This is a genomic window from Micromonospora sp. NPDC051924 (genome assembly GCF_055586005.1).
In genome coordinates, this window is sequence record NZ_JBVJJA010000010.1 from 137,377 (window position 1) to 160,561 (window position 23,185).

A 23,185-nucleotide genomic window follows, 5' to 3' on the forward strand; every position below is an offset into this window, starting at 1 on the left:
CCCGCCTCAGGCGGCCGCGCCTCAGCTCCGGTCAGCGGAGGACGATGGGGGGTTCGGCCAGGCGGGGGGTCAGGGGGGTCTTGGGGAGCAGCCAGGAGGCGGTGGGGGAGTTGTCGGGGTTCAGCTGCCAGGCGTGGGAGACCTTGTCGAGGGCGATCGGGTAGATGGTCAGGCTGCCGTCGGGGTCGAACCGGAAGCGGAGGAACGCCTTCGAGTCCTCGATGCCCTGGGCGGCGAACAGCTCGTTGAGGTTCACCCCGAACGAGCCCGCCACCAGCAGGTAGAGCGCGACGAGCTGGCTGGAGACCAAGCCGATCACCGGGCCGTACAGCACCGCGGCGGCGGCCGCGGGGAGCGGCCACGGCCAGTCGTAGAAGGGCAGCTCCAGCCAGAGCCAGGTGCCGGCGGCGGCCAGCGCCACGTGCGCCAGGCCGTGCGAGACGCCGAGGAGCCAGTGCCGGACGTGCCGTTTCCCCCCGGCGCTGGGCGGCTTGGCGAAGAACGCGGCGCTCAACATGGTCACCACCACCATGATCACCAGGGGGACGCTGAGCAGCCGTTGTTCGGTGGTGCCCACGTGATTCGCCGTTACCCCGGCCATGGCCAGCATCAGCAGCGTGTGCAGGGTGCCGAGCAGCGTGGTGAAGCCCGGGTTGCGGAACGGCAGCCGGGCGAAGATCCCCCAGCCGTAGCGGCGCGAGCGGGCCTTGTCCGGGTAGCGGGCCGCGAGGGCGTACTCCTGGGTGCGGCTGGCGCGGCGGGCCAGCGTGTCGCGCGGCGGCACCTCCAGCCGCTCCGGCAGCTCATGCGTCGGGTAGAGGTAGGCGCCGCCGCCTCCGCAGGTGATGAGCTGCCGCTCCGGGCCGGTGTAGCGGGCGTAGTGGTGCAGGTCGCCGGAGATCAGCAGCCGCACCTGCGCGCCGGTGGGGGCGATGATCGTACGGATGAAGTAGTCGATCGAGTCGTACGCGGTCGGGTGGTCGACGGCCTTGACCCAGGTGGGCGCCGGCACGGCGAGAATGACCTTCGCGTGCGGGGTGAGCTTGCGGGCGACCTCGTCGAAGTAGGTGAGCTGCGGGTCGTCCAGGTACGACCCGGACTGGTCGTCGAGGCCGAGCAGCCACCAGTCGGCGGGCAGCTCCACCGCGAAGTACGAGCGGGACTGGCCGGTGCCCCAGCCGGCGAAGTGCCGGTCCCGGGAACGGACGAAGAGCCGCAGGAACGCGGTCAGGCCGTCGTACCAGTCGTGGTTGCCGGGGACCGCGAAAAGGGTCGGCCGCTCGGGCGGCGACAGCGGCAGTGCCGCCTGGTACGGCCCCTTGCACCGGTCCTCGTACGCCTCGTAGGACGCCGACGGGTAGACCTCGTCGCCCCCCATCACCAGGGTCTGTGCCCGGGGCAGCCGGTGCCCGTTGATCTCCAGCTCCGGCTGGGCTAGCAGGTACGCGACCGAGTAGGTGGCGTCGAAGCCGTCGCCCAGGTCGGCCACGTAGTCCAGCCACAGCCCGCCGTCCGGCCCGACCTGCCGGAATGTGCCGTCCCCGAAGGCGTTCTGCAGCTCCCGCTTGTCCAGGTACGCCCCGAACAGCATCGCCAGCAATGTCCGCAGGCCGGTCTGGATCAGCAGCAGTGGCGCGAGCCAGGGGACCGGTTTCCGTGGGGTGAATCCCAGCTCCAGGGGGTCCAGGCTGCGCGGCCGCCGGGAGGCCCGCTCGCCGGGGTGCGCCTCGGGGATCGACTGCGGTGGTGGCACGTGGTCGTCGCTCACCCGCCGCAGGGTAGTCGTCCCCGAACGCGAACGCCCTCCCCGGAACGTATGGGACCGGCCTTGATGTCCGGATCCCGTGGTAGGGGGATCCCGTTCGGCTTCCGGCGGGCGGTGCCGTACACTTGACGATCGTTGCCGCCTTAGCTCAGTCGGCTAGAGCGACGCACTCGTAATGCGTAGGTCGACGGTTCGATTCCGTCAGGCGGCTCGGTACAGAAGCCCAGGTCAGTGGCCTGGGCTTCGCCGTTTCCCGAGGTCGACAACACCGCCGCCGGCCGTGCCAGTCCGCAAATAGTCCGCATCCCGCGCCGCGAACGCCTCATCCAGCCGGGTGGCGACCGCGTCCAGGTCGTCACCGAAGAGGCCGGCGTACACGTCCAGCGTCATCGACGCCGAGGCGTGCCCGAGCATGCGCTGCACCGCCTTGACGTTGGCCCCCGCCGCCACGGCCAGGCTCGCCGCCGTGTGCCGCAGATCGTGCGGAGTCAGCCCCGCCAGCCCAACCGACACCGCAGCCGGCGCGAAGACGCGAGCCCGGAAGTTGGTGTTGCGGAGCGTCCCGTCTATCAGATCAAGGCGGCCCGCAAAGCGGGCCGCGCCGGCCCGGCCCCGGCCTGCTGGCGACCCCCGGCCGGCATCGGCTGGGCCGGCCGGCCACACTGCGGGGAGTCATGAACGAGAGGCTGAGGCGGGACGATCGCCATCGGGGTTGCTCTCCATGGAGGTAGGGGTGATCGCTGCCGCGCAGCAGAGCTGCTTGCCCCCGAGTCTTGCGGGCGCTGTCGGCGGCCGGATGAGACGAGGACCAGGGCGTGACCCATCCCCCTGCTGCCCGATCCTCTACGCCACCCGGACGGCGTCAAGGGCGCTGCGCGTCGGCACGCCGATGGCCTACGGCCACCCTTGACCCCGACCGGGCGCCGCAGTCTTTGGCACCTATCCGGGGGATGGGAGCAGTGTGGCGGAACCTGCCGCGGCAGGGGGCAGTCGACCTCACAGCTTGAGCCGTCGAGGCGTCCCGGCCACCAGATCCTCAGCGCGTCTGCGACGGAACTCCATTAGGGTCAACGCCGTGGCGATCAGCGGTCCCAGGGGCAACACGATCGCAAGGTAGATGGCCCACGGCCTCTCTCCCAGGAGGAGGCCCGCAAGGAGCGGCACAATCCAAGACCAAGCCAGCAGGCCCGGTCCCCAGAGCCGCCACGGCGATGCACCTGGTACGGCCTCCCGGAGGTCAAGCCGGCCGAGGCAGGCACCGATCACACCTGCCCATGTAACAAGCAGGAGCAATACCCACAGCAGGTAACCGAGCGCTTCCACGGCGGGAGTGTGCGCTTCCGTACGAGCCAGAGACAAGGCCCCGACCAGCAGTCAACCAAGGCCGTGACGGGCCACCCACGGGCCAGTAACCGTGGCGCGCAGCGGTCATGAACGGGCACGAGAGGCACCCAGCGCTGCCGCCGGCCGCAGGCGTTTCGGGCATCACGGCCCGTTGAGCGCGCTCTTCCAAACTGCGGCTACGACCCGACGGTGGGCCAAAACTCGTCGTCCTCCTCGTCTGGCGACGAAGGGGCGTACTGCCGCAGAGCGCCGTTGCGAATCATCCAGACGCGGAAGAAGCGCTCCTCCTGGTCCATCACGAAGAGCTGCACTGCATTGGGGTTGTGCCAGGCCAGGGAACCGAAATGCTCCACAACAGCAGCGAGGTCGGCGTGGTTGAGCGCCCCGGCGAACACCTCACATTCGGGGTTCTTGTGTCCGCCCCACTGGTTGTCGGCAGCGGTGATCAGGCGCAGGTTGCCGCAGCTACCCGGCCTCATGCCTAGCTCACGACGGGGGCACTCGTTGTCGAGCCACCCGCTGAACGCCTCAGCGTTGAGGCGGTCCTCCGGACCCACCGACAGCATCACGTTGGCAACCCAGCTCACCGCATCCCCCAATCCACGGCAGTCGACCAGCCAGCCCGGATCTTCTTCTAACCCGCAGGCCGCGGGTCGTTGCTTGGCGCTGTGCCACCGCACGTGATGTCATCTGCGCCATGAGTGTGCCGCAGTCGGTTGAGGCGCTGTGCGACGAGCTACGTCGGCGCGCAGGGTCGGGCCATCACGTAGACCTTTGGGTGCCCGACGAGCTGTCGCTTGGGGGCACGGCAGTACCAATGGAGCCGACCGGCATTGCCATGGCCATCATCTGCGACACCGCGTTGTCGCTCGACCTTTGGCCAGAAGGCTTCACCCAGGGAGGAGGCGGGCGTACATACCACTACAAGGCCAACGACTCCTCACGTTGAGCGCACGGCTTGGGAGCCAAACGTGGGAGCCACCGGTGCGAACGGAGCCGGACGAGCCCGGACCGATTCAGTTGCCGAGAGCGCGGCGACCAGGGCGACGCGAACCTTGCCGAACGGCTGCGGAGTGGTCTTGGGAATCTACGGGTCAGAAGGTCGATCTCTTGATCCTGGGGCGTGTACCGCCTTCCACGCTGAGGGCCCCGGTAGTCCTGCCCCGTCCCGCCAAGGATCTGGCTCGCGTGGTCCCGTTGCGAGCCACCGAGTGATCTCCTGGACAGCGGCGGCGAAGGACCGGGCCAGCGCCGGGCCGCTGCCCACCACCCATTCCCGCCGCTCGACGGCGTGCATGTTGTGATCATCCACGCACCAACAGGCCACCTCGACCGCTGCGGCCACTTCGAGCAACGACGGCGTATCGAAGGCCACCAGAAGCGAGAGCTCCAGCCAGTCCTCGCCGGTGTTGACCAGGGATACCGTCGCCGACAACACCAGCAACTGGGCGCCGACCGCTGGCGGGGGCAGAGCACGCTCGTGTGTGTACGACTCCCACGCCGGCTGCACGCCGGGCATTCCGGCCGACTGCAACGCGTCAGCGGCGGCACACATGCGGTCGTACATGGAGCTGTCCAGGCCGAACGGCAGCCCCTGGATCTGAAGATCAGCAAATCGGTCGGTGCGGGATAGCAGCACGACAGCATTGTTGCCGACCACCCAGTCCTCATCCAGTCCGCAAGAGTTCGAACCTCGTCGGCTGACAGTGAGAGTTGCCGAGAGGCTCTTCCGCAGGTCAGGCGCCGTTTGACCAGTTAGACGACCTCATCATTTTGATCTCGTAATGCGTAGGTCGACGGTTCGATTCCGTCAGGCGGCTCGGTACAGAAGCCCAGGTCAACGGCCTGGGCTTCTCCATTTCGCCAGAAACGGTGCAGTGCTGGCCACCAGCGTGGCAGCCAGAGTCCAGCCATCCATGAGGGCAGAGTACTGACGGCGGTACAGCCATCCGTACAGCCAAGCCCGTCCGTCGGCACCGACGCTGCCCGACAACCAGAGACGGGCTAGTCCCGTGATGAGTGCGAAGATCGCCTATATGTAGCCAGCCAGGAACCTGTGGTGGCAGACAGCAAAGACGCCGAAGCAGGGTTTCCTCATGGGAGGCGTCTGGCTCTTCCTGGCCGTGGGGTGGGTGGACGGACAGTCGGAGCCGAACGAGCGGACAATGCATCACAGGCTGTAGCGGCTGGTCCGGAATGTCTGGTACGTCAATCGCGGACCCGGGTACGCGGCTGAGATCGGGCAAGGCGGGCCAGCCACTGGGCATGCCGACGAATGCGGGATGGGTCGTCGGAGAAGCAGCTTTCCCACTGGTGATCCAGGTTCATCCAGGCGACGGGCTGGCCGGGCTCGGCCACCAGCGGAACAGCCCGGTCGACAATCGCGGCATACGACAGTCCCAGTGTCGCCGGATGATCGGGATGGTATGAGCGGACGCAGACAGCGGCCGGCCGGGTGAGGAGTTCGGCCACGACACCCGTCTCTTCAAACAACTCACGGCGGGCTGCCTCACGAGGTGTCTCCCCGGGTTCGACTCTCCCTCCGGGCGGAACCCAGCCCCGCCACGGATGGCACACCAACAGCACCTGGGTCAGATTCGTGTCGAACACCCAGACCTCAGCCCCCAGCGGGTCGACCGGACTGCTACCGGCGGCGGCCAGCCAGCCGGCGACGCCCTCGAATTCGACGACTGCTGTCTCAACGTCGCCCAATGCGGCCTCGAGCGACTGCCGCTGCAACTCATCACGACCCATGGGCCGGAACCTAGTGCGCGAGTGCGACATTGCCCGGCCCGGGATCTCGGGCCCAACTCATCACGGTCGGTGACTGCCATCAAGGCCCGACCGTCGTGTCCGTCCACGAGGACATTCCCGTGTCCGCTGTCAGGCGGTAAGCCAGCTCGGTGCAGAAGCCCAGGTCAACGGCCTGGGCCTCACCGTTTCCCGAGTCCGACCACGTCGCCGCTGGCGGGTCGAGTCCTTGACTAGTCCTTGCCCCGTGCGGCGACCGCCTCGTCAGGACCGACTGGTCGGTGGCGTACTGCTCGGGTAGCGGCCTTTGGTGCCGCTCAGTGGGAGAAGGCCCGTGTCGAGCTGGCACCCGGGCATGCCTCGGGCACTGCTTCTAGCTGATCGAGACCGGCTGCCTCGCGGCGTCCAGGTCGGGTCGACAGCCGGCGTGGCACTGCGCCGCGGTGCCCGGGGCGTGCCCTGTGCACCTGTAGAGCAGCCACGGACGACAGGACGAGCAGGCCACCCGCTACCTGCACGGGGGTGAGGATCTCGTCGAGCGTGAACGCCGCCAGCGTCGTGGTGACGACCGGTTCGAACGTCGACAGGATGGCTGCAGTCGAAGGGCCCGTCCGCCGCAGGCCGGCGAAGAAGGTCAGCATCGCCAAGACGGTGGAGATGACCGCGATGCACGTGAGCCAGAACCAGCCCTGTAGCCCGAAGCTGAGGTCGACCCCGCCCCTCACGAGGACACGTGCGGCCAGGGTGAGCGCGGCCCCTGCCATCACCAGCGCGGACAGCATCACCGGTGGCAGCCGGTGCACGACGGTGTCAGCAACGAGGATGTAGACGGTGTAGGTGACAGCGGCGCCGAACGCCAGGGTTGCCCCGAGCGGGTGGAAGTCCATACCTCCGGTCCCGAGGAGAACGAGCAGCGTCCCGGAGGAGGCGGCCACCAGTGCGGCGCACCGGCCAGGTGTCAGGCGGTCCCGGCCCAGCAGGACGGCCGTGAGGGTGACCAGCAGCGGGTAGGTGTAGAAGACCAGGGACAGCAGCGAGGCGTCCATCAGCTCCAGGGCCGCGAAATACAGGGACGCCTGGGTGGCGTATCCGACGGCGCCCAGGCCGAGGGCCGTCACCAGCAGACCCAGGGTCACTCGAGCGGGACTCGTCCTTCGGTCTGGGCTGGCAGTGTCGCGCTGCAGACCCGGTCGCAGGAGCAGCAGCATCGCCAGCAGGACGGCGGCGAAGCCGAAGCGCACCAAGAGCAGCGCTCCAGGCGAGACGCCCGCGGCGTACGCGAGCTTCCCGAAGATCGCCATGGCGCCGAAGCACGCGGCTGACAGCAGGCACAGTGCGGGACCCATGTCCAAGAGCATCGGCGCCCACACACTCCAGGTCCAGTGACGATATGTGGACCTGAATCGTTAGTCTTCCTGCATGGTCACGCTGGATCTTCGTCGGCTCCGTCTGCTCCGCGAGCTCGAGGAACGAGGGACCCTGGGCGCGGTGGCCTTGGCTCTCGGCTACAGCCCATCCTCGGTGTCCCAGCAGTTGAGTGTTCTGGAGAAGGAGGTCGGCGCGCGCCTGCTCGAGAAGGCCGGCCGTGGTGTGCGGCTCACTGACGCCGGACGTCTGCTCGCACAGCACGCCCGAGTCCTGCTGACAGCAGCCGAGGCGGCGTCAGCCGATCTGGCTGCGCTGGCCGGTGAGGTGCGCGGCACCGTGCGCGCCGGCGGCCTGCAGTCAGCGGCCCGTCGCCTGCTGGTTCCCGCAGTGGCACGCATGATGGTCGAGCACCCGCAGGTGCGCACCGAGGTCTCCGAGCTCGAGCTCGAACAGGCGCTGCCGGGACTGCGGCTCGGGGCGGTCGACCTGGTGATCAGCGACGAGTACGACGGTCACCCACGCCCCCGGCCGGCAGGGCTGCGGTTCACGCTGCTGCACGAGGAGCCACTGAAACTGGTCCTGTCACCCGGGCATCCGCTGGCCAAGCATGGAGGACCCATCGCATTGTCCATGCTGCGGGAGGAGGTCTGGGTGGCCTCCGCCGTGGGGACCGGCCATCACGACATGGTCGTGGGAAGCTGCCGGTCCATCGGCGGCTACGAGCCCGACGTGCGGCACCGGTCCAGCGATGCGGACGTCCAGCTCGAGCTCGTACGCACCACCGGAGCCGTCGCGCTACTGCCGACGTTGACCCTGCCCGCAGCAGACCCAGCCCTTGCGATCCGTGACGTCGCCGAGGAGAAGCTCGGACGTCGACTGGTCGTTGTCCTCCGAGACGGCCCCCCAGCTCCCGCGCTCGCGACCTTCCTAGCCGTCGTTACCGACCAGGCCCGCAATCTGGAGCAGAACCCGAAGCCGAAGAGGCATGAAGAAGCTGGGTAGCTCGTAAAGCCGAGTTCGTCACGACGACGGCCGTCCCAACCGTCGACGAGGAGATCCGCCGCAACAAATGGGTCAGGCGCCCGGCCCGTCCCGGGAGGCCGTGCGGGATTGCTCGTAAGGCTCCGGACATGGGGAAAGGCGTCCTACGCTCTCGACAGATGGGGCCGCGTGCCCCTGCTGGCCTGGCGCAAGTTCGGGCGGCGCGCCTTCCACCGAAGCTGCCCCTCGGGAGGCAGGCGCCGGGGCATGCCATCTGTCTGCGGTAGGCGGGCGGAGACCATCCGCTCGACCTCAGAGGCGTTCAAAGCAGAAGGGAGGCCTGCGTGGCCGTCAAGACGGAAGCGCGAACGGGCGCCGCAGAAGTGCGGCCATTCGAGATCGAGGTCCCCGAGGCGGACCTTGAGGATCTGCGCGCGCGCATCAGGGCCACGCGGTGGCCGAACAAAGAGACCGTCAAGGACGACTCGCAGGGCGTGCCGCTCGCGCTCATGCAGGATCTCGCTCGCTACTGGGCGAACGACTACGACTGGCGCAAGTGCGAGGCGCGACTGAAGGCCCTCCCCAACTTCGTCACCGAGATCGACGGTCTGGAAATCCACTTCATTCACGTCCGCTCGAAGCACGAGGACGCGCTCCCGCTGGTCGTCTGCCACGGCTGGCCCGGGTCGATCATCGAGCAGCTGAAGATCATCGCCCCGCTCACGGATCCCACGGCGCACGGCGCGAACGCGTCGGATGCCTTCCACGTCGTGATCCCGTCGATGCCCGGATACGGGTTCTCCGGCCAGCCGGCCACGACCGGCTGGGATCCCGTACACATCGGGAAGGCCTACGTCGAGCTGATGAGGCGTCTCGGGTACACACGGTTCGTCGCGCAGGGCGGCGACTGGGGCGCGATCGTCGTCGACGCGATGGCCGGCGGCCGCGCCGATCCGAAGGCCGCCGAGCCGGCGCCGCCGGAGCTGATCGGCATCCACACCAACATGCCGGGGGCGGTTCCGCCGGAGCTCTTCCTCGCGGCCTTTGGCGGTAGCCCGGCGCCGGACGGTCTCTCCGACGAGGAGCGGGACACGTACGAGCAACTGCTCAAGTTCTTTGGGTCGCACGTGGCGTACGGGCTGATCATGGGGACGCGCCCGCAGACGCTCTACGGCCTGGCGGACTCACCCATCGAGCTCGCCGCGTTCATGCTCGACCACGGTGACGGGAGCGGTCAGCCCGGCCTGGTTCAGCAGGTCCTCGAGGGACGTCTGCAGAGGCCGAGCGACCTCACGCGCGACGACATCCTGGACAACATCACGCTCTTCTGGCTGACCAACAGCGGGGTGTCCTCGGCGCGGCTGTACTGGGAGAACAAGCTCCCCTTCTTCGCTACCAAGGGCGTGACGATCCCGGTCGGCGTGAGCATCTTCCCCGACGAGATCTACCGGGTTCCGCGCAGCTGGGCGGAGCGGGCATACCCCAACCTCGTCCACTACAACCGGCACGACAGGGGCGGGCACTTCGCGTCCTGGGAGCAGCCGCAGCTGCTCTCGGAAGACCTCCGCGCGACGTTCCGATCGCTGCGCTAGCCCTTTCGCAGTGTCCAGGCTCAGGCGGTGTGGCTCGGGAATCTACGGATCACAAGGTCGTGGGCGTGCCCCGTCCCAGTCCTCATCCAGTCCTCAAGAGGTCGAGCCCCGGCCGCTGGCGCTGAGCGACGCCGAGAGGGGTTTCCGCAGGCCAGGCAGGGTTGGGGCAGGTAGACCCTGCTGGACAACTTGATCTCGTAAGGCGTAGGTCGACGGTTCGGTTCCGTCAGGCGGCTCGGTAGCGAAGTCCAGGTCAAACGGCCTGGGCTTCGTCGTTTTCCAAGGTCCATCACGCCGCCGTCGGTGGTGCGGGTCCGCACGCGGTGCCGGGGAACCCACGCTGTCAAGCGACCTGCCGAAATGCGCAAGCGCCATAGGCCCGGATGCCTAAAGATCCGTAGCTTTCAATGCGTGGACCTCGGAGGAGGTTCCACCTTTCAGGCAGGATCTTGGAGGAACCGTGAACCGTCGCAGCAGTATCCCGGTCGCTGGTAAGAGATGGCACAGAAGCAGGATCGCGGCTTTCGTGATGATGCTCGTCGCGAGTGTCGTCTGGGCCTTCGGCGCGAGCCCCGCTCAGGCGCACACGCTCAACGAACTCGCGCCGTCCGGCGTCTCGCCATGGCTGTACTCGCAGTCGTGGGCCCTCACGGGCTACGGGTACAACACCCCGCCGACCCACGTCGACTACTGGACCGACCCGTCCAATGGCGTGACATATCACCTCGCCGACAACTACGCCCTGGACATGACGCCGACCGGCGGGCTGAGCGCCTGCGGGCAGCCCATCTACCCCATCTGGGACAACATGACGGTCTACGCCATCTCCTCCGGGACCGGCGGCATGTACCTGCGCAAGACGATCAACGGGTACGTCTACGAACTCAAGCTGCTGCACATGAAGAACCTGAAGTACAGCGTGGGAGCCACCGTCGGCACCCAGAACATCGTCGGGTACAGCAGCAACACCGGGGCGGACTCCTGCCACCTCCACGTCGCGGTCCACAAGATTCTCAGTGGCACCCGCTACGCGGTGCGGCCGGTCTTCTGCGGCAAGGAAGTGACGGTTCGCAACTACGGCTACAAGGGCTGCTGACACCCCTGGCCGGTCCGGGCGCACCGTGGGGCCACGCCTCGGGGTGCGCCCGCCTCAACTCGAAGGAGAGACGATGGGTAAGCGAGTACTGGCGAGGTTGGCCTCGGCGGCATTCGTCGTGACCGCCCTGCTCGGTGTCGCGGCCACCCCCGCCGCGGCCTCGACGACGGTCGCCGCGGACACCGGGGGGACCACGCTGACCACCTACCACCCGCCCGACAACTGCTCGACCAGTTGGAACTTCACCGACCGCTGGGGTCGTCGGGGCACCTTCAAGTGCAGCAGCCACGTCATGTTGATCAACTGGTGGGGCAGCGGCCGCCTCGAATACTTCGGCGTCGCGCCCAACCGGACCATCTGGCACTCCTGGGCGACCAGCGGATGGGTGGAGATGCCGAACAACGGCCGCGCCGACGACGTGGACGGCGCGCAGACCCCCGGCGGGGCGACGCGCATCGTGTGGGTCTACGTCGCCGGCAGCGGCATCTGGACCAGCACCGACTACGGTGACGGATACAGTTGGCGCCCCTGGAAGTTCCTCTACTAGGGCCTCACCGCCGCATGACCCAGATGTCCAGCGGTGCGCTCAGGCTGCGGACGACCTGCCAGCCCGCGCGGCGGTACACCTCGACGTTCGCCGGGTTGCTCGTCTCCAGGACCGCCGGCAGGCCGTCCGCCTCGGCCCGGCGCAGCCCGGCCCGCATGACGGCGTGTCCCCAGCGCCGGCCAGCGTGGTCGGGGTGGGTGCCCAGGACCCCGAGGTACCAGAACGGGTTGCTCGGCAGTGCGGCGTGCACGGCGTCCTCGTAGGCGCGCACCCGGGCCAGCGCGTCGGCCGGGAGTTGGGCCGCGAGGGCGTCGTCGGGCCAGCCCGCCCCCGTGGCGGGAGGTTCCCAGATGGCGACGGAGGCCCCGCCCCCGACCGTCCAGATCGTCCCTCGGTGCACCCGCTTGTCGAAGAGGTGGCCGAAGAAGGCGGCGGCGTACCGCGGGTAGGTGGCCTCGTCCGGGAAGAGGTGTCGCAGCACCGGGTCACGGCTGAACGCGGCGACCAGTGAGGCGACGACCCGGGGCCGGTCCGCCGCGGTGGCGACGGTGATCTCCGGTGTGCTCACGCGCCCGACGGTAGCGCGCCCGGCAGCCCGGACGGCCAGCCGCCCGGGTCCCGGCGTCGCGACGGGTCGTACGACGAAGTGGGCCCGGCGGGACGGCACTCGGCCGACCCACCGGGCCCACTCCGGCAGGGAGAGGAACGGTCAGAGGTTGCGGCGCGGGTCCGCCGGATCGGCCGGGTCGGCCGGGAACGCGCCCGTGGTCCGCTGCGCCGGCAGGTCGGTCACCACGTACCCGGTCTCGGTCTCCGGCGCGGGCTCCTCGTCACCGTCCACGCGGTGCTTGGCCATCGCGGCGGCGCCGGCCGCCGCCACGCCCGCGGCCGCCGCGCCCGCCGCCACCGCCTTGCCGGAGACGCCGGCCTTGCCGTCGTCGCCGCGCGAGCCGGCGGCGTGTTCCACCCCGGGGGTGCCGAGGGTGCGGCCGTCGTCGATCGTGCCGCGCCAGGCGCCCGTCTCGACGCCCTGGTTCTCGATGTACGACTTGAACTTCTCCAGGTCGGCCTCGGCCCGCTTCTCGACGATGTGCAGCTTGTCGCCGGTCTTCTCGACCAGGCCCTCCGGCTCGTACTCGAGGGAGAGCCGGACCTGCGTCCGGTCGGTGCCGATCGGCTGGAAGTAGACCGCGCCGGCGTTGGTGGCGCCGCTGGTGGCCGCCCAGGCCACCTTCCGGTCCGGCACCTGCTCCAGGACCTTGGCGTCCCACTCGCGCTTCACGCCCGCGATCTCGGCGACCCAGTGCATCCGCTTGTCGTCGAGCTGGCGTACCTCCTGCACGCCGCCCATGAACCGGGGGAACTCCTCGAACTGGGTCCACTGGTTGTACGCGGTGCTGACCGGCACGTCGACTTCGATGGACTTCTCGACCTTGGTGGTCATCGATCCTCCTCGTCGTTCTTTCGTCCGCAGCTGAATCCGTACCCGGGGAAATCCGGCTCAACCACGACGAAGGCCCGCAGCCGGGTGCTCCCCGGTCGCGGGCCCGCGAACAGTCGTTTCTCGCTCGGTGCCTCCCCCGCCAGCTCCGTGCCGAGCCGGCCGATCAGGCGCCGGTGCTGGTGCCGGAGTTGGCGGCCAGGATGAAGACGAACGCGATCCAGAGGATGCCGAGGATCGTGAAGATGTAGCTCAGGACGAGACCGGCGGTGGCCAGGCCGCTGCCCTGCTCACCGGTCTGCCGGATCTGCTTCTTGGCGATGTGGCCGAAGACGATTCCGACCGGGGAGAAGACGAAGGCGAAGACCAGGGACAGGATCGCCATCACGTTGGTGCCGCGAACCGCGGGCGCCGCGCCGGGGTGTTCCGCGTACGACGGTTGCTGAGTCATCGGACCCTCCACAGTGAAGTTGTTGGGACCTCCCTGATAACCGGGCGGCCACCTGCCGAAACGTCCCTTGGGCGGGCCGGATGGCACCGCCCGGCCGACGTCAAGTTTGTTGCGGAAATCAGCAACCGGCCTCGGCGCGGTCCGTCCGGTCGGCCACAGTGGGGACCCGCCGGTGCGGAGCAGCGGCGACGATGAAGCGGCGGTCGAAGGGAACACACGGATGCGACGACGGATGCGGGCGGTGCTCACGGTTCTGGCCCTGGCGGTGACCTCGGTGCTGGTGGCACCGCAGGCGGCCCAGGCGGCCAACGGTTGCGGCGGGGTCTACCAGGGTTCGAGGACCCTGACCGAGCGGGCGATCGTGGACGTCTACCTGGAAAACGGCACCACGAACTGCGTGGCCCTACGGACCGTGGGCAGCTGGTACGGCAAGGCGACCTGGATGGGGGTGGGGATCGGCGGGGAGAACTCCGTCTCGACGTGCAACTATCCGGACACGATCAACGTCAACCAGGTCGTTTGCGGCAACTACCACTACTGGGTCGGCGGCGCCCGCCAGTACGCGCCCCACTCGTGCATCAGCATCTGGGCCCGGGTGCAGTTCACCGACTACGGCTACTACGCCACCTGGTGGAACCAGTTCTGCGCGTGACGGGGGACGGTCAGGAGTAGAGGGTCTTCAGGTACTCCGGCCCGTAGTGGCGTTCGAGGTGGTCGAGGCTCTCCACGGGAGCCTCGACCTCCTTGATCAGGCGGGCGCGGGACGGCAGCAGTTCCGGCCGCCAGGTCTCCGGGCGCCACAGCTCGGAGCGGAGGAACGCCTTCGCGCAGTGGTAGAAGATCTGCTCGATCGCCACCTCGACCGCCAGCACCGGGCGGTGCCCCTTGACCGTCATGTCGTCGAACCACGGCGCGTCGCGGATCAGCCGGGCCCGGCCGTTGATGCGCAGCGTGTCGGTGCGCCCGGGGATCAGGTAGACCAGCCCGACGTGCGGGTTGGCCAGGATGTTGCGGTAGCCGTCGGCGCGCCGGTTGCCGGGCCGTTCCGGGATCGCGATGGTCGTCTCGTCCAGCACCAGGGTGAAGCCGGGCGGGTCGCCCTTCGGCGAGACGTCGCAGCTGCCGTCCGCGCCGGCCGTGGCGACCAGGCAGAACGGCGACGCGGCCAGCCAGTCCCGGTCCCGGACGTGCAGCGTCGTCCGCTCCTTGGTGAGCGCCCGGGGCATCGGCGCCCCCAGCAGTTCGCGCAGCTCCGCCTCGCTGGTGATTTCCGTCGTCACGTCTTCCTCCCCCGTCCGTTGACCATGACGGCGTTTCCGGCGCGCGAGCTGCCGGTTTCCGCCATCGTCAGCCTAGGAGAGCGTGCCGATCGCGAGGTTTGCCCCCGGGGCCCCCGGGTACCGCCTCACTCGCAGCGCGCCCGGACGATGGAGGCGGAGATGGAGAGCCGGCTGAAGGTGCTCGGTCACCCCGTGCATCCGATGCTGGTCATGTTCCCGGTGGCGCTCCTGGTCACGGCGGTGATCTTCGATGTGATCGACACCGTGGGCGGGCCGAAGTTCCTGGGCGAGGTCGCGTACTGGAACATCCCCGTCGGCCTGATCGGTGGCCTGCTGGCCGCGGCGGCCGGCACGGTCGACCTGCTCGCCCTGCCCACCGGCACCCGCGCCAAGCGGGTCGGGCTCACCCACGCCGCCGCCAACGTGGCGGTGATCCTGCTCTTCGCCGCCGTCTGGGTGGTCCGGCTCAACGCCGACTCCCGGGCCGCCGGGGGCGCCCTGATCGCCATCGAGGTGGTCGCCGTGGCGATCCTCGGGATCAGCGCCTGGCTCGGCGGCGAACTGGTGGACCGGCTCGGCGTCGGCGTGGACCCGGAGCACGACCTGAATGCCCCGAGCTCGCTGCGACCCCCCTCGACCCACCAGCGGATCGGAGACGTGCGATGACGGAACAGAGCGGCGGTCGGGGCTGGCGGGGACGCCAGCAGGGCTGGGACCCGATGGGCGAACTCCAGTCGCTGCGGGCCGAACTGAGCCGCCTGGTCGGTGGCCGTTCCGGCGGTACCCAGGACGTCGAGCTGACCGAGGTCGCCGACGGCTGGGAGGTGATCGTCCGGCTGCCCGGCGTGGCGCCGGAGGAGGTGGCGGTCGAGCTGGACGACCGGGAGCTGTGCGTACGGGCCCGCTCGGAGGCCGAGGTCAACGCCGACCACGGCATCCCGGGCGGCTTCGAGACGCGGGGCTTCGAGTACCGGGTGGACCTGCCGTCCCGGGTGGACCCGGACCGGATCGACGCGGTGATGGACCACGGCCTGCTCCGCGTCCGGCTGCCCCGGGCGGCCCGGCCCACGCCGCGCACCATCACCGTCGGCCGCACCGGCCCCCGCGGCACCCCCACCGGGGGTACGCCGATCCTGGCCGACCCGGCCGCCGACCGGGAGCTGCACCACCCGGACACCACGGTCGACGAGATCGACCGGCCCTAGGAGTCCCGTGACCACCCCGGGCGACAACACCAGCTCGGCGCGTCTGTCGCCGCGCCGCGACCTGGAGCCGTCGTCCGTGCTCGGCCCGGTGGGCGAGCGGGTGCCCGACGTGGCGCGGATCGCCGTGCTGCGGGCCAACGCGCTCGGCGACTTCATCTTCACCCTGCCGGCGCTGGAGGCGCTGCGGGCCGCGTACCCGGAGGCGGAGATCGTGTTGCTCGGCGCGCCCTGGCACGCGGAGTTCTGGCGCGACCGCCCCGGCCCGGTGGATTCGGTCCTGGTGGTGCCGCCCGCGCCCGGGATCCGCGACCCCGGGCCGGACGAGTCGCCGGCCGAGCTGGCCGACTTCCTAACGGGGGCCCGCAAGGAGCGCTTCGACCTGGCGTTGCAGCTGCACGGCGGCGGGGGCAACTCCAACCCCATCGTCGCGGGGCTGGGCGCCCGGGTCACCGCCGGCCTGCGGGCCGAGGACGCGCCGCCGCTGGACCGCTGGATCCGGTACGTCTACTACCAGCACGAGGTGATCCGCTACCTGGAGGCGGTGGCCCTGGTCGGGGCACCCGCCACCACGATCATCCCGGCGCTCGAGGTGACCGACGCGGACCGGGCCGAGGCGCGCGAGGTGCTGGGCGAGGCAGCCCGGCCCCGGGTGGCGCTGCACCCCGGCGCGACCGACACCCGGCGGCGCTGGCCACCCGAGCGCTTCGCCGAGGTCGCCCGCGCCCTGGCCGGCGACGGGTACGAGGTGCTGGTCACCGGCACCCCGGCCGAGCAGGAAACGGTCGACGCGGTGATGGCGGCGGCCGGCGTGCCGGTCCGCCCGCAGGTCGGCACGCTCAGCCTCGGCGGCCTGGCCGCCTGCTACGCGGGCTGCGCGCTGGTGGTCTCCAACGACAGCGGGCCGCTGCACCTCGCCGGCGCGGTCGGCACGGCGACGGTGGGTGTCTACTGGATCGGCAACCTGATCAACGGGGCGACGCCGCTGCGCGCCCGGCACCGGCCGATCGCCTCCTGGACCACCCGCTGCCCGGTCTGCGGCATCGACTGCACGCCCGGGATCTACCCGCACCGCCCCGGCGACGGCGACTGCCCGCACCGCGACTCGTTCGTCGCCGACGTGCCGGTGATCGAGGTCGTGGAGGCGGCCCGGGAACTGCTGGCCGGCTGACCGGTCAGGCCGGCTGCTCGGTGACCACGACCTCCCACGCCTCCATCTCCCGTTCGGTCACCGTGGTCGGCGACTCCAGGTGGTAGGCCCCGCTGGGCAGCACCCCCGCGCCGCCGTGCCGCTCCAGCACGGCGATCTGCGCGGCGACGTCCTCGCCCTGGTGCCGCTCGTGCACCCGGCGCCAGAACTCGAAGCCGCCCGAGTCGATCAACTTGGCCCGGTCGTACAGCACGCACCCGCCGATCCAGGAGACCTTGTACGCCCGCCACGCCCCGGCCGGCAGGCGCAGCTTCTCGGTCACGTGCAGCAGGTTCGCCGCCGGGTGGATGGCCGCCCGCTCCCACTCCGGCGTGCCCGGGCGGACCCGCTCGGGCACCGGCGGCCCGTGCCACTCCTCGTAGTGGGCGTGGGACGCCGGTCGGACGTCGTCGGCGTACGAGAGGCCGTGCACGGCGTTGCCGACGAAACCGCAGCCCAGCTCCCGGATCGCGGTGACCAGCCGGGCCAGGGCCCCCGGTTCCAGCCAGACGTCGTCGTCGAGGCAGAGCACGTACCGGGCCGCCGACTGGGCGAGCAGGTAGGCCCGGTGCTCGGCCAGGCCGCGCCGGGGCAGCCGCCGGGTCAGCAGCACCGGGTGACCCCGGTGGCGCAACGCCCGGGCCATGGTGGCCGCCGCCGGGTGCGCGTACGCCGGCCCGTCGTCGGACTGGTCGCTCACCACCACCCCGAAATCGGGGACGCCCTCCTGCGCGGCCAGCCCGGAGAGGGTGACGGCCAGCTCGGCCGGACGGTTGCGGGTGGGGATCAGCACGTCGAGCTGCCGGGGCCGCCGGAACCCGTCCGGCGTCCCCAGGTCGAGCGGTCGGTTCACACCGGCCTGCCCGTACCCTCGCCGACCGTCGGGTTGGCCGACTGCGCCCGGATCCGGTCGATGATCGCCGAGGTGGAGCGGTCCGGCACGTACCCGAGGGTGCGGACCTGCCCGCCCAGCCGGCGGACCAGCGGCGCCTCCGGGACCATCTCGGGCGGGTAGTCGCCGCCCTTGACGTAGACGTCCGGGCGGACCGCCTCGATCAGCCCGGCCGGGGAGTCCTCCTCGAAGACCACCACGTGGTCGACGCATTCCAGCGCGGCGAGCAGGGCGGCCCGGTCCTCGACCGGGTTGACCGGCCGGTCCGGGCCCTTCAGCCGACGTACGCTGCCGTCCGAGTTGACCGCCACGACCAGCAGGTCGCCGAGCGCGCGGGCCTGGGTCAGGTAGCGGACGTGCCCCGGGTGCAGCACATCGAAGCAGCCGTTGGTGAAGACGATCGAGCGGCCGACCCGCCGTTGCTCCGCGACGATCGCGGCGAGTTCCTCGGCGCCGACCAGGGTGGGGTGGTCGGCCTCCTCCGGCCCGGTGCCGAGCGCGCCGAGCAGGTCCTCCCGCCGGCACACGCAGGTGCCGGTGTCGGAGACCGTGATGGTGGCGGCGAGCTGCGCGAGCTGGGCGGCGGTCGGCAGGCTCGCCGCCGCAGCCAGCGCCAGGGTCATCGCCGCCAGGTACGCGTCCCCGGCGCCCACCGCGTGGCTGGCCGGGACCGGGGTGCTGTGGCTGCGCCGGGGCTCGCCGTCGGCCCCGCCGACCACCGCGCCCTCGGTGTCCAGGGTGACCGCCACCACGTCCGCGCCGGTGTGCGCGCGCAGCTCGGCCAGGCGCGACTCGGCCAGCACCGCCCGGTCCACGCCCTCGCCGGCGGTGGCGCTCACGGTCACGCCGGTGCCGGTCACGCTGAGCCCGTCGCCGGTGAGCGCGACCCGCTCCTCGCCGGGGGTCGGCTCGCCGGTCGGTCCGGGGGACCCGCCCGTCCCGCAGGTGGCCGGTGCGCCGGACGCCGGATGCGGGGTGCCGGGCCGCCGGCTGCCGGAGGCCGGGCCCGGCCCGCTGCCGTCACCGGGTGTCCGGACCGCCGGGTGTTCACCGGCCCCGCCGGGCGCCGCCCCGACGACCAGCTCGGACGGCCCGTCACCGTCGTCGGTCCCGTGGTCGAGGTGCAGGCCGCCGGCCGGCGCCGGAGCGCGGCTCGCGGTGTTGAAGCCGGCCGCGGCGCGAGCCAGCAGCCGGGTCGCCTCGGCGAAGCTCGGGGTCACCACCGTCGGGTTGAGGCCGCGCCAGTCGGCGAGGTCGTGCGCGTCGAGGGCCACCGTGGCGTAGCGGTCCCGGTTGGCGACCAGCCAGGCGCGGACCGGCCCGGGCAGCGCGCCGAGGCCGTAGTCGCAGACGACCAGGGTGAGCGGCGAACCTTGCGCGGCGGCCCGCAGCTCCTCGGTGGCACAGTGCAGCGCCGTGAGCAGCCGGGCCACCCCGTCGTCGTCAAGCCCGTCCTCCGGGTCGCCGGAGTCCTCGCGGAGCAGGATCTGGTTCCCGGCGAGCATCCGCCGCTTCACCGGCGTCGGCCGGCCCGGCTGGTTCACCGTACGGTCCCAGACGCCGGCGCGGTCGAGGCAGTCGTGCAGTTCGTCGCCGGCCACGTCGGCGCCGACCGGGGCCACCAGCGCGGCCCGGCCGCCGAGGGCGGCGATGTTCACCGCGGTGTTCGCCGCGCCACCGGCGGCGGAGATGCGGCGGCGCAGGGTGAGGACCGGCGCGGGGGCCTCCCGGCAGAGCCGCTCGGACTCCGCGAACCGCCACTCGTCCAGCATGGCGTCGCCGACGACCAGCACGGGACGCCCCTGCCAGCTCGCCACGACGGTGGCGAGCCGGCGCTCTTCCGCTGCTGCTGCCATGTCTCTCCGGGTCCCCCGAGCCGGTCCGGCCAAACCTGTCCCCTTTCGGGGCCGGCGGTGCGGCCCAGGCCACCCGGGACGTCCGGTTTTGGCCCGCCGGCCCCGGGAACGGGACCAGGTGACCCCGGAGAGGAGAAACACCATGGCAGCGACACTGCAGGGCAAGCGGATCGCTTTCCTGGCCGCCGACGGCGTCGAGGAGGTCGAGTACACCAAACCCCGCGAGGCGGTGGAGAACGCCGGCGCCCGCGTCGAGCTGGTCTCGCCGAAGCCCGGGTCGATCCAGTCCTTCAACCACCTGGACCAGAGCCGGCAGTACCCGGTCGACGTGACGACGCAGGAGGCGGACGTCGGGGCGTACGACGCGTTGGTGCTGCCCGGCGGCGTGGCCAACCCGGACTTCCTGCGGACGGACCCGGAGGCGGTCCGGTTCGTGAAGTCGTTCTTCGACGTCGGCAAGCCGGTCGGGGTGATCTGCCACGGCCCGTGGACGCTGGTCGAGGCGGACGTGGTGCGCGGTCGCCGGATGACGTCCTGGCCGAGCCTGCGCACCGACCTCACCAACGCCGGCGCCAACTGGGTCGACGAGCAGGTCGTGACGGACAACGGCCTGGTCAGCAGCCGTAAGCCGGACGACCTGCCGGCGTTCTGCGAAAAGATCGTCGAGGAGTTCGCCGAGGGGAAGCACGCCCCGCGCTGAGTTTCCGACGTTCCTTTCCCACCGGGGGCATGATCCGCTCCCGGTGGGAAAGGAAGCGGAATGACTGCCCAGGCCAACGGTCGTCCCGTGCTGCACGCCCGCCAGATCCGCCTGCTGATGTTCGGTCTGATGACCGGGATGCTGCTGGCGGCGCTCGACCAGACCATCGTCGGTACGGCGCTGCCCACCATCGTCGGCGAGCTGGGCGGGATCAACCACTACTCGTGGGTGGTCACCGCGTATCTGCTCGCCTCGACCGCTTCCACCCCGCTCTACGGCAAGATGGCCGACCTGTACGGCCGCCGCCCGGTCTTCATCTTCTCGATCGGTACGTTCCTGCTCGGCTCGCTGCTGGCCGGGTTGTCGCAGAACATGACCCAGTTGATCGTCACCCGGGGCGTGCAGGGTCTGGGCGCGGGTGGCCTGATGACGCTGGCGTTCACCATCATCTCGGACGTGGTCTCACCCCGGGAGCGCGGTCGCTACCAGGGGCTCTTCGGCGCGGTCTTCGGCCTGTCCTCGGTGGCCGGCCCGCTGGTCGGTGGCTACTTCGCGGAGACGAACTGGCGCTGGATCTTCTACATCAACGTGCCGCTGGCCATCCTCGCCATCGTGGTCTGCTATCACGTCATGCGGCTCATCCCGTTCCAGCGGCGCGAGCACGCCATCGACTGGCTGGGCGCGGGGCTGCTGGTGGCCGGGGTGAGCTGTCTGCTGCTGGCGCTGAGCTGGGGCGGCAACCAGTACGCCTGGGGCTCCGGCGTGATCATCGGGCTCTTCGTGGCCGGCGCGGTGCTCGGGGTGCTCTTCGTGCTCCAGGAGGCCCGGGTGCCGGAGCCGATCCTGCCGCTGCGGCTGTTCGGCAACGGCACCTTCTCGCTGGCCAACCTGGCCGGGTTCGTGCTCGGTCTGGTGATGTTCGGGTCGATCATCTTCATCCCGCTCTATCTCCAGATCGTCAAGGGCGCCTCGCCGACCCGCAGCGGTCTGCTGATGCTGCCGATGATGGCCGGCATCATCATCACCTCGATCCTCACCGGCCGGGCGATGAGCCGGCGGGGGCGGTACAAGTGGTTCCCGGTCGCCGGTTCGGTGGTGCTGGTGGCCGGCATGCTGCTCTTCCGGCAGCTCCAGGTGGCCACGTCGCTCTGGGCGGCCTTCGGCTACATGGTGGTGATCGGCATCGGGCTGGGCCTGTGCATGCAGTCGCTGATCCTGGCCGTGCAGAACGCCGTGGACCCGCGGGATCTGGGCGCGGGTACGTCGTCCGCGACGTTCTTCCGCTCGCTGGGCGGTTCGTTCGGCGTGGCGATCCTCGGCGCGGTGCTGTCGTCCCGGCTCACCAGCGAGCTCGCTGCCCGGCTGCCGGCCGCGATCGCGCAGCTCCCGCCGCAGCAGCGGGCGGCGGTGGCGGCCAGCGGCGGCGCCAGCATCTCGATCAACGACCCGAAGACGATTCTCGCCCTGCCCGGCCCGGTCCGCGCCGCGATCCAGGCGGCGTTCGTCGAGTCGCTGCACCTGGTCTTCCTGACCACCGGGTTGATCGCCATCCTCGCCGTGCTGGTCACCCTGGCCATGCCGAACCGCGAGCTGCGCGGCACCGGCCCGCAGGGCGCGACCGGTGGCGCGGACCCGCTCGGCGGCAAGGCCCCCGCCCCCGGCGGCAAGCCGCTGACCAAGGAGTCGAAGGAGGAGGCCGCCGCCGACATGGAGGCCAAGTCCCAGACGATGCTCTGACCGACCGTTCGTGGGGTGATCCCGCCCGGCGTGGTCTCCGGTCAGCTCGCCGTGCCGGGAGCGGGCGGGTTGCCCCGCGGCGGATTCGGGTGGCCGGTGAGCAGGTCGAGGATCAGCGCCAGCGGCGGCCAGGCCGCCCGACCGCGGCGGGTCACGGCGTACGCGCGCAGCACGGCCCGCGGTCCGGTGAGGGACAGCAGGCGGACGCCCGGCGCGGTCGGCTGGTTAGCGGGGAGCAGACCGACGCCGAGCCCCGCGACGATGAGGTCCTGGACCAGGTCGAGGCTGTCCGCGCGGTGCACGATCCGGGGCTCGAAGCCGGCCATCGAGGCGATGGTCCGGATCACCACCTCGTCGGCGGTGTTGCGCGAGTTGACGATCCAGTCCTCGTCGCGGAACCGGTCGAAGACCGCCGGCGCGTCCTCCGCCGGGCCGGGCGGCGTGTCCGCCGGCGTCCCGAGGTGCCAGGCCGCCGACCACAGTGGCGTGGCCTCCAGCGCGCGGTCCACGGAGGCCGGGGCCAGGTTGTAGTCGTAGGTCAGCGCGAGGTCGACGTCGTCGGCCGCGAGCAACGCGTACGCCTCGGCCGGCTCGTGCTCGTGGATGCGGAGGCGCACCTGCGGGTGGTCGGTCGCCAGCCGGGCGGTGAGCGGTAGCAGCGAGCGCCGGACGGCGGTGGCGAAGCCGGCGACGCGTACCGTGCCGGCCGGTTCGGCCCGTGGGTCCAGGTCGAGCCGGGCCGCGTCGATTGCGGCGAGGATCGTCACGGCGTGCTCGGCCAGCCGGCGTCCGGCCGGGGTGAGCCGGACGCGGCGACCGTGTGGCTCGACCAGCTCGGCGCCGACTTCCCTGGCCAGCGCTGCGAGCTGCTGCGACACCGTCGAGGTGGTGACGTGCAGCTCGTCGGCGACCTGGCGCATCGAGCCGAGCCGGGCCAGTTCGCGCAGCAGGCGCAGACGACGTAGGTCCACGAGGCAATTGTTCACGATTGCC

Annotated in this window: 23 protein-coding genes, 1 tRNA gene and 1 pseudogene; 12 read left to right on the top strand and 13 right to left on the bottom strand. The window is 70.8% G+C overall.

The genetic code is table 11. The annotated features are described in order from the left end of the window. Positions 1-31: 31 nt before the first annotated feature. The gene (locus tag ACZ6S5_RS10905; RefSeq protein WP_465999790.1) at positions 32-1,768 is read right to left on the bottom strand and encodes a metallophosphoesterase family protein; all 1,737 of its coding nucleotides are present in this window, start codon (positions 1,766-1,768) and stop codon (positions 32-34) included. 134 nt (positions 1,769-1,902) lie between these two features. Here ACZ6S5_RS10905 and ACZ6S5_RS10910 point away from each other — a divergent pair. Continuing rightward, a tRNA-Thr gene (locus ACZ6S5_RS10910) sits at positions 1,903-1,976 on the top strand. Between the two features lie 17 nt (positions 1,977-1,993). On the opposite strand, the gene ACZ6S5_RS10915 is transcribed toward ACZ6S5_RS10910, so the two are convergent. Both ACZ6S5_RS10915 and ACZ6S5_RS10920 read right to left on the bottom strand, forming a co-directional pair. Continuing rightward, positions 1,994-2,278, bottom strand: a complete 285-nt coding sequence (locus ACZ6S5_RS10915; protein ID WP_465999791.1) for a tyrosine-type recombinase/integrase — start codon at positions 2,276-2,278, stop codon at positions 1,994-1,996. 1,007 nt (positions 2,279-3,285) lie between these two features. Further along, positions 3,286-3,789, bottom strand: coding sequence for a squamosa promoter-binding protein 15 (locus ACZ6S5_RS10920; protein WP_465999792.1), 504 nt, complete (start codon positions 3,787-3,789; stop codon positions 3,286-3,288). Positions 3,790-3,806: 17 nt separating this feature from the next. Here ACZ6S5_RS10920 and ACZ6S5_RS10925 point away from each other — a divergent pair, with 17 nt between their 5' ends. Further along, positions 3,807-4,058 (top strand): hypothetical protein, encoded by a 252-nt coding sequence (locus tag ACZ6S5_RS10925; RefSeq protein WP_465999793.1) that lies wholly within the window; start codon positions 3,807-3,809, stop codon positions 4,056-4,058. Between the two features lie 138 nt (positions 4,059-4,196). On the opposite strand, the gene ACZ6S5_RS10930 is transcribed toward ACZ6S5_RS10925, so the two are convergent. The 3 genes from ACZ6S5_RS10930 to ACZ6S5_RS10940 form a co-directional block, all read right to left on the bottom strand. Then, positions 4,197-4,769, bottom strand: coding sequence for a hypothetical protein (locus tag ACZ6S5_RS10930; RefSeq protein ID WP_465999794.1), 573 nt, complete (start codon positions 4,767-4,769; stop codon positions 4,197-4,199). Positions 4,770-5,317: 548 nt separating this feature from the next. Then, a complete protein-coding gene (locus tag ACZ6S5_RS10935; protein ID WP_465999795.1) occupies positions 5,318-5,863 on the bottom strand; it encodes an NUDIX domain-containing protein in 546 nt (181 codons plus the stop codon). 314 nt (positions 5,864-6,177) lie between these two features. Next, positions 6,178-7,206: a DMT family transporter gene (locus ACZ6S5_RS10940; RefSeq protein ID WP_465999796.1), complete on the bottom strand. Its 1,029-nt coding sequence runs from the start codon at positions 7,204-7,206 to the stop codon at positions 6,178-6,180. A gap of 73 nt (positions 7,207-7,279) precedes the next feature. Between ACZ6S5_RS10940 and ACZ6S5_RS10945 the strand changes: the two genes are divergently transcribed. The 4 genes from ACZ6S5_RS10945 to ACZ6S5_RS10960 all read left to right on the top strand — a co-directional run bounded on the left by ACZ6S5_RS10945 (position 7,280) and on the right by ACZ6S5_RS10960 (position 11,444). Continuing rightward, positions 7,280-8,230: a LysR family transcriptional regulator gene (locus tag ACZ6S5_RS10945; RefSeq protein WP_465999797.1), complete on the top strand. Its 951-nt coding sequence runs from the start codon at positions 7,280-7,282 to the stop codon at positions 8,228-8,230. A 323-nt stretch (positions 8,231-8,553) separates the two neighbouring features. Beyond that, entirely contained in the window at positions 8,554-9,801 is a 1,248-nt protein-coding gene (locus tag ACZ6S5_RS10950; RefSeq protein ID WP_465999798.1) for an epoxide hydrolase family protein, read from the top strand. A gap of 526 nt (positions 9,802-10,327) precedes the next feature. Beyond that, on the top strand, positions 10,328-10,897 hold the full coding sequence (locus ACZ6S5_RS10955; RefSeq protein WP_465999799.1) for a M23 family metallopeptidase: 570 nt from the start codon (positions 10,328-10,330) through the stop codon (positions 10,895-10,897). Between the two features lie 73 nt (positions 10,898-10,970). Beyond that, positions 10,971-11,444, top strand: a complete 474-nt coding sequence (locus ACZ6S5_RS10960; RefSeq protein ID WP_465999800.1) for a hypothetical protein — start codon at positions 10,971-10,973, stop codon at positions 11,442-11,444. A 4-nt stretch (positions 11,445-11,448) separates the two neighbouring features. Here ACZ6S5_RS10960 and ACZ6S5_RS10965 read toward each other — a convergent pair whose 3' ends face one another. The 3 genes and pseudogenes from ACZ6S5_RS10965 to ACZ6S5_RS10975 form a co-directional block, all read right to left on the bottom strand. Next, entirely contained in the window at positions 11,449-12,012 is a 564-nt protein-coding gene (locus ACZ6S5_RS10965; RefSeq protein WP_465999801.1) for a GNAT family N-acetyltransferase, read from the bottom strand. Between the two features lie 426 nt (positions 12,013-12,438). Next, a pseudogene (locus ACZ6S5_RS10970) lies at positions 12,439-12,888 on the bottom strand (SRPBCC family protein); the annotation flags it as partial. A 163-nt stretch (positions 12,889-13,051) separates the two neighbouring features. Next, on the bottom strand, positions 13,052-13,336 hold the full coding sequence (locus tag ACZ6S5_RS10975) for a DUF4190 domain-containing protein (RefSeq protein WP_465999802.1): 285 nt from the start codon (positions 13,334-13,336) through the stop codon (positions 13,052-13,054). Positions 13,337-13,556: 220 nt separating this feature from the next. Here ACZ6S5_RS10975 and ACZ6S5_RS10980 point away from each other — a divergent pair, with 220 nt between their 5' ends. Beyond that, entirely contained in the window at positions 13,557-13,988 is a 432-nt protein-coding gene (locus ACZ6S5_RS10980; RefSeq protein ID WP_465999803.1) for a hypothetical protein, read from the top strand. 10 nt (positions 13,989-13,998) lie between these two features. On the opposite strand, the gene ACZ6S5_RS10985 is transcribed toward ACZ6S5_RS10980, so the two are convergent. Beyond that, positions 13,999-14,616, bottom strand: a complete 618-nt coding sequence (locus tag ACZ6S5_RS10985; RefSeq protein WP_465999804.1) for a pyridoxamine 5'-phosphate oxidase family protein — start codon at positions 14,614-14,616, stop codon at positions 13,999-14,001. A gap of 159 nt (positions 14,617-14,775) precedes the next feature. Here ACZ6S5_RS10985 and ACZ6S5_RS10990 point away from each other — a divergent pair, with 159 nt between their 5' ends. The 3 genes from ACZ6S5_RS10990 to ACZ6S5_RS11000 all read left to right on the top strand — a co-directional run bounded on the left by ACZ6S5_RS10990 (position 14,776) and on the right by ACZ6S5_RS11000 (position 16,989). Beyond that, positions 14,776-15,282, top strand: a complete 507-nt coding sequence (locus ACZ6S5_RS10990; RefSeq protein ID WP_465999805.1) for a DUF2231 domain-containing protein — start codon at positions 14,776-14,778, stop codon at positions 15,280-15,282. Further along, positions 15,279-15,821 carry an Hsp20/alpha crystallin family protein gene (locus tag ACZ6S5_RS10995; protein WP_465999806.1) on the top strand — a complete coding sequence of 181 codons (543 nt, stop codon included), beginning with the start codon at positions 15,279-15,281 and terminating at the stop codon, positions 15,819-15,821. The genes ACZ6S5_RS10990 and ACZ6S5_RS10995 overlap by 4 nt, the downstream gene beginning before the upstream one ends. A gap of 61 nt (positions 15,822-15,882) precedes the next feature. Continuing rightward, entirely contained in the window at positions 15,883-16,989 is a 1,107-nt protein-coding gene (locus ACZ6S5_RS11000; RefSeq protein ID WP_465999840.1) for a glycosyltransferase family 9 protein, read from the top strand. 4 nt (positions 16,990-16,993) lie between these two features. Here the strand turns inward: ACZ6S5_RS11000 and ACZ6S5_RS11005 are convergent, their stop codons facing one another. Both ACZ6S5_RS11005 and rfaE2 read right to left on the bottom strand, forming a co-directional pair. Next, positions 16,994-17,860 (bottom strand): glycosyltransferase family 2 protein, encoded by an 867-nt coding sequence (locus tag ACZ6S5_RS11005; protein ID WP_465999807.1) that lies wholly within the window; start codon positions 17,858-17,860, stop codon positions 16,994-16,996. Then, complete coding sequence (rfaE2, locus tag ACZ6S5_RS11010; RefSeq protein ID WP_465999808.1) at positions 17,857-19,755, bottom strand: D-glycero-beta-D-manno-heptose 1-phosphate adenylyltransferase; 1,899 nt, start codon at positions 19,753-19,755, stop codon at positions 17,857-17,859. Before rfaE2 ends, ACZ6S5_RS11005 begins: the two co-directional genes overlap by 4 nt. Positions 19,756-19,897: 142 nt before the next feature. Between rfaE2 and ACZ6S5_RS11015 the strand changes: the two genes are divergently transcribed. Then, complete coding sequence (locus ACZ6S5_RS11015) at positions 19,898-20,455, top strand: type 1 glutamine amidotransferase domain-containing protein (protein WP_465999809.1); 558 nt, start codon at positions 19,898-19,900, stop codon at positions 20,453-20,455. 60 nt (positions 20,456-20,515) lie between these two features. Then, positions 20,516-22,192: an MDR family MFS transporter gene (locus ACZ6S5_RS11020; RefSeq protein WP_465999810.1), complete on the top strand. Its 1,677-nt coding sequence runs from the start codon at positions 20,516-20,518 to the stop codon at positions 22,190-22,192. Between the two features lie 41 nt (positions 22,193-22,233). Here the strand turns inward: ACZ6S5_RS11020 and ACZ6S5_RS11025 are convergent, their stop codons facing one another. Next, a complete protein-coding gene (locus ACZ6S5_RS11025) occupies positions 22,234-23,163 on the bottom strand; it encodes a LysR family transcriptional regulator (RefSeq protein WP_465999811.1) in 930 nt (309 codons plus the stop codon). Positions 23,164-23,185 lie beyond the last annotated feature (22 nt).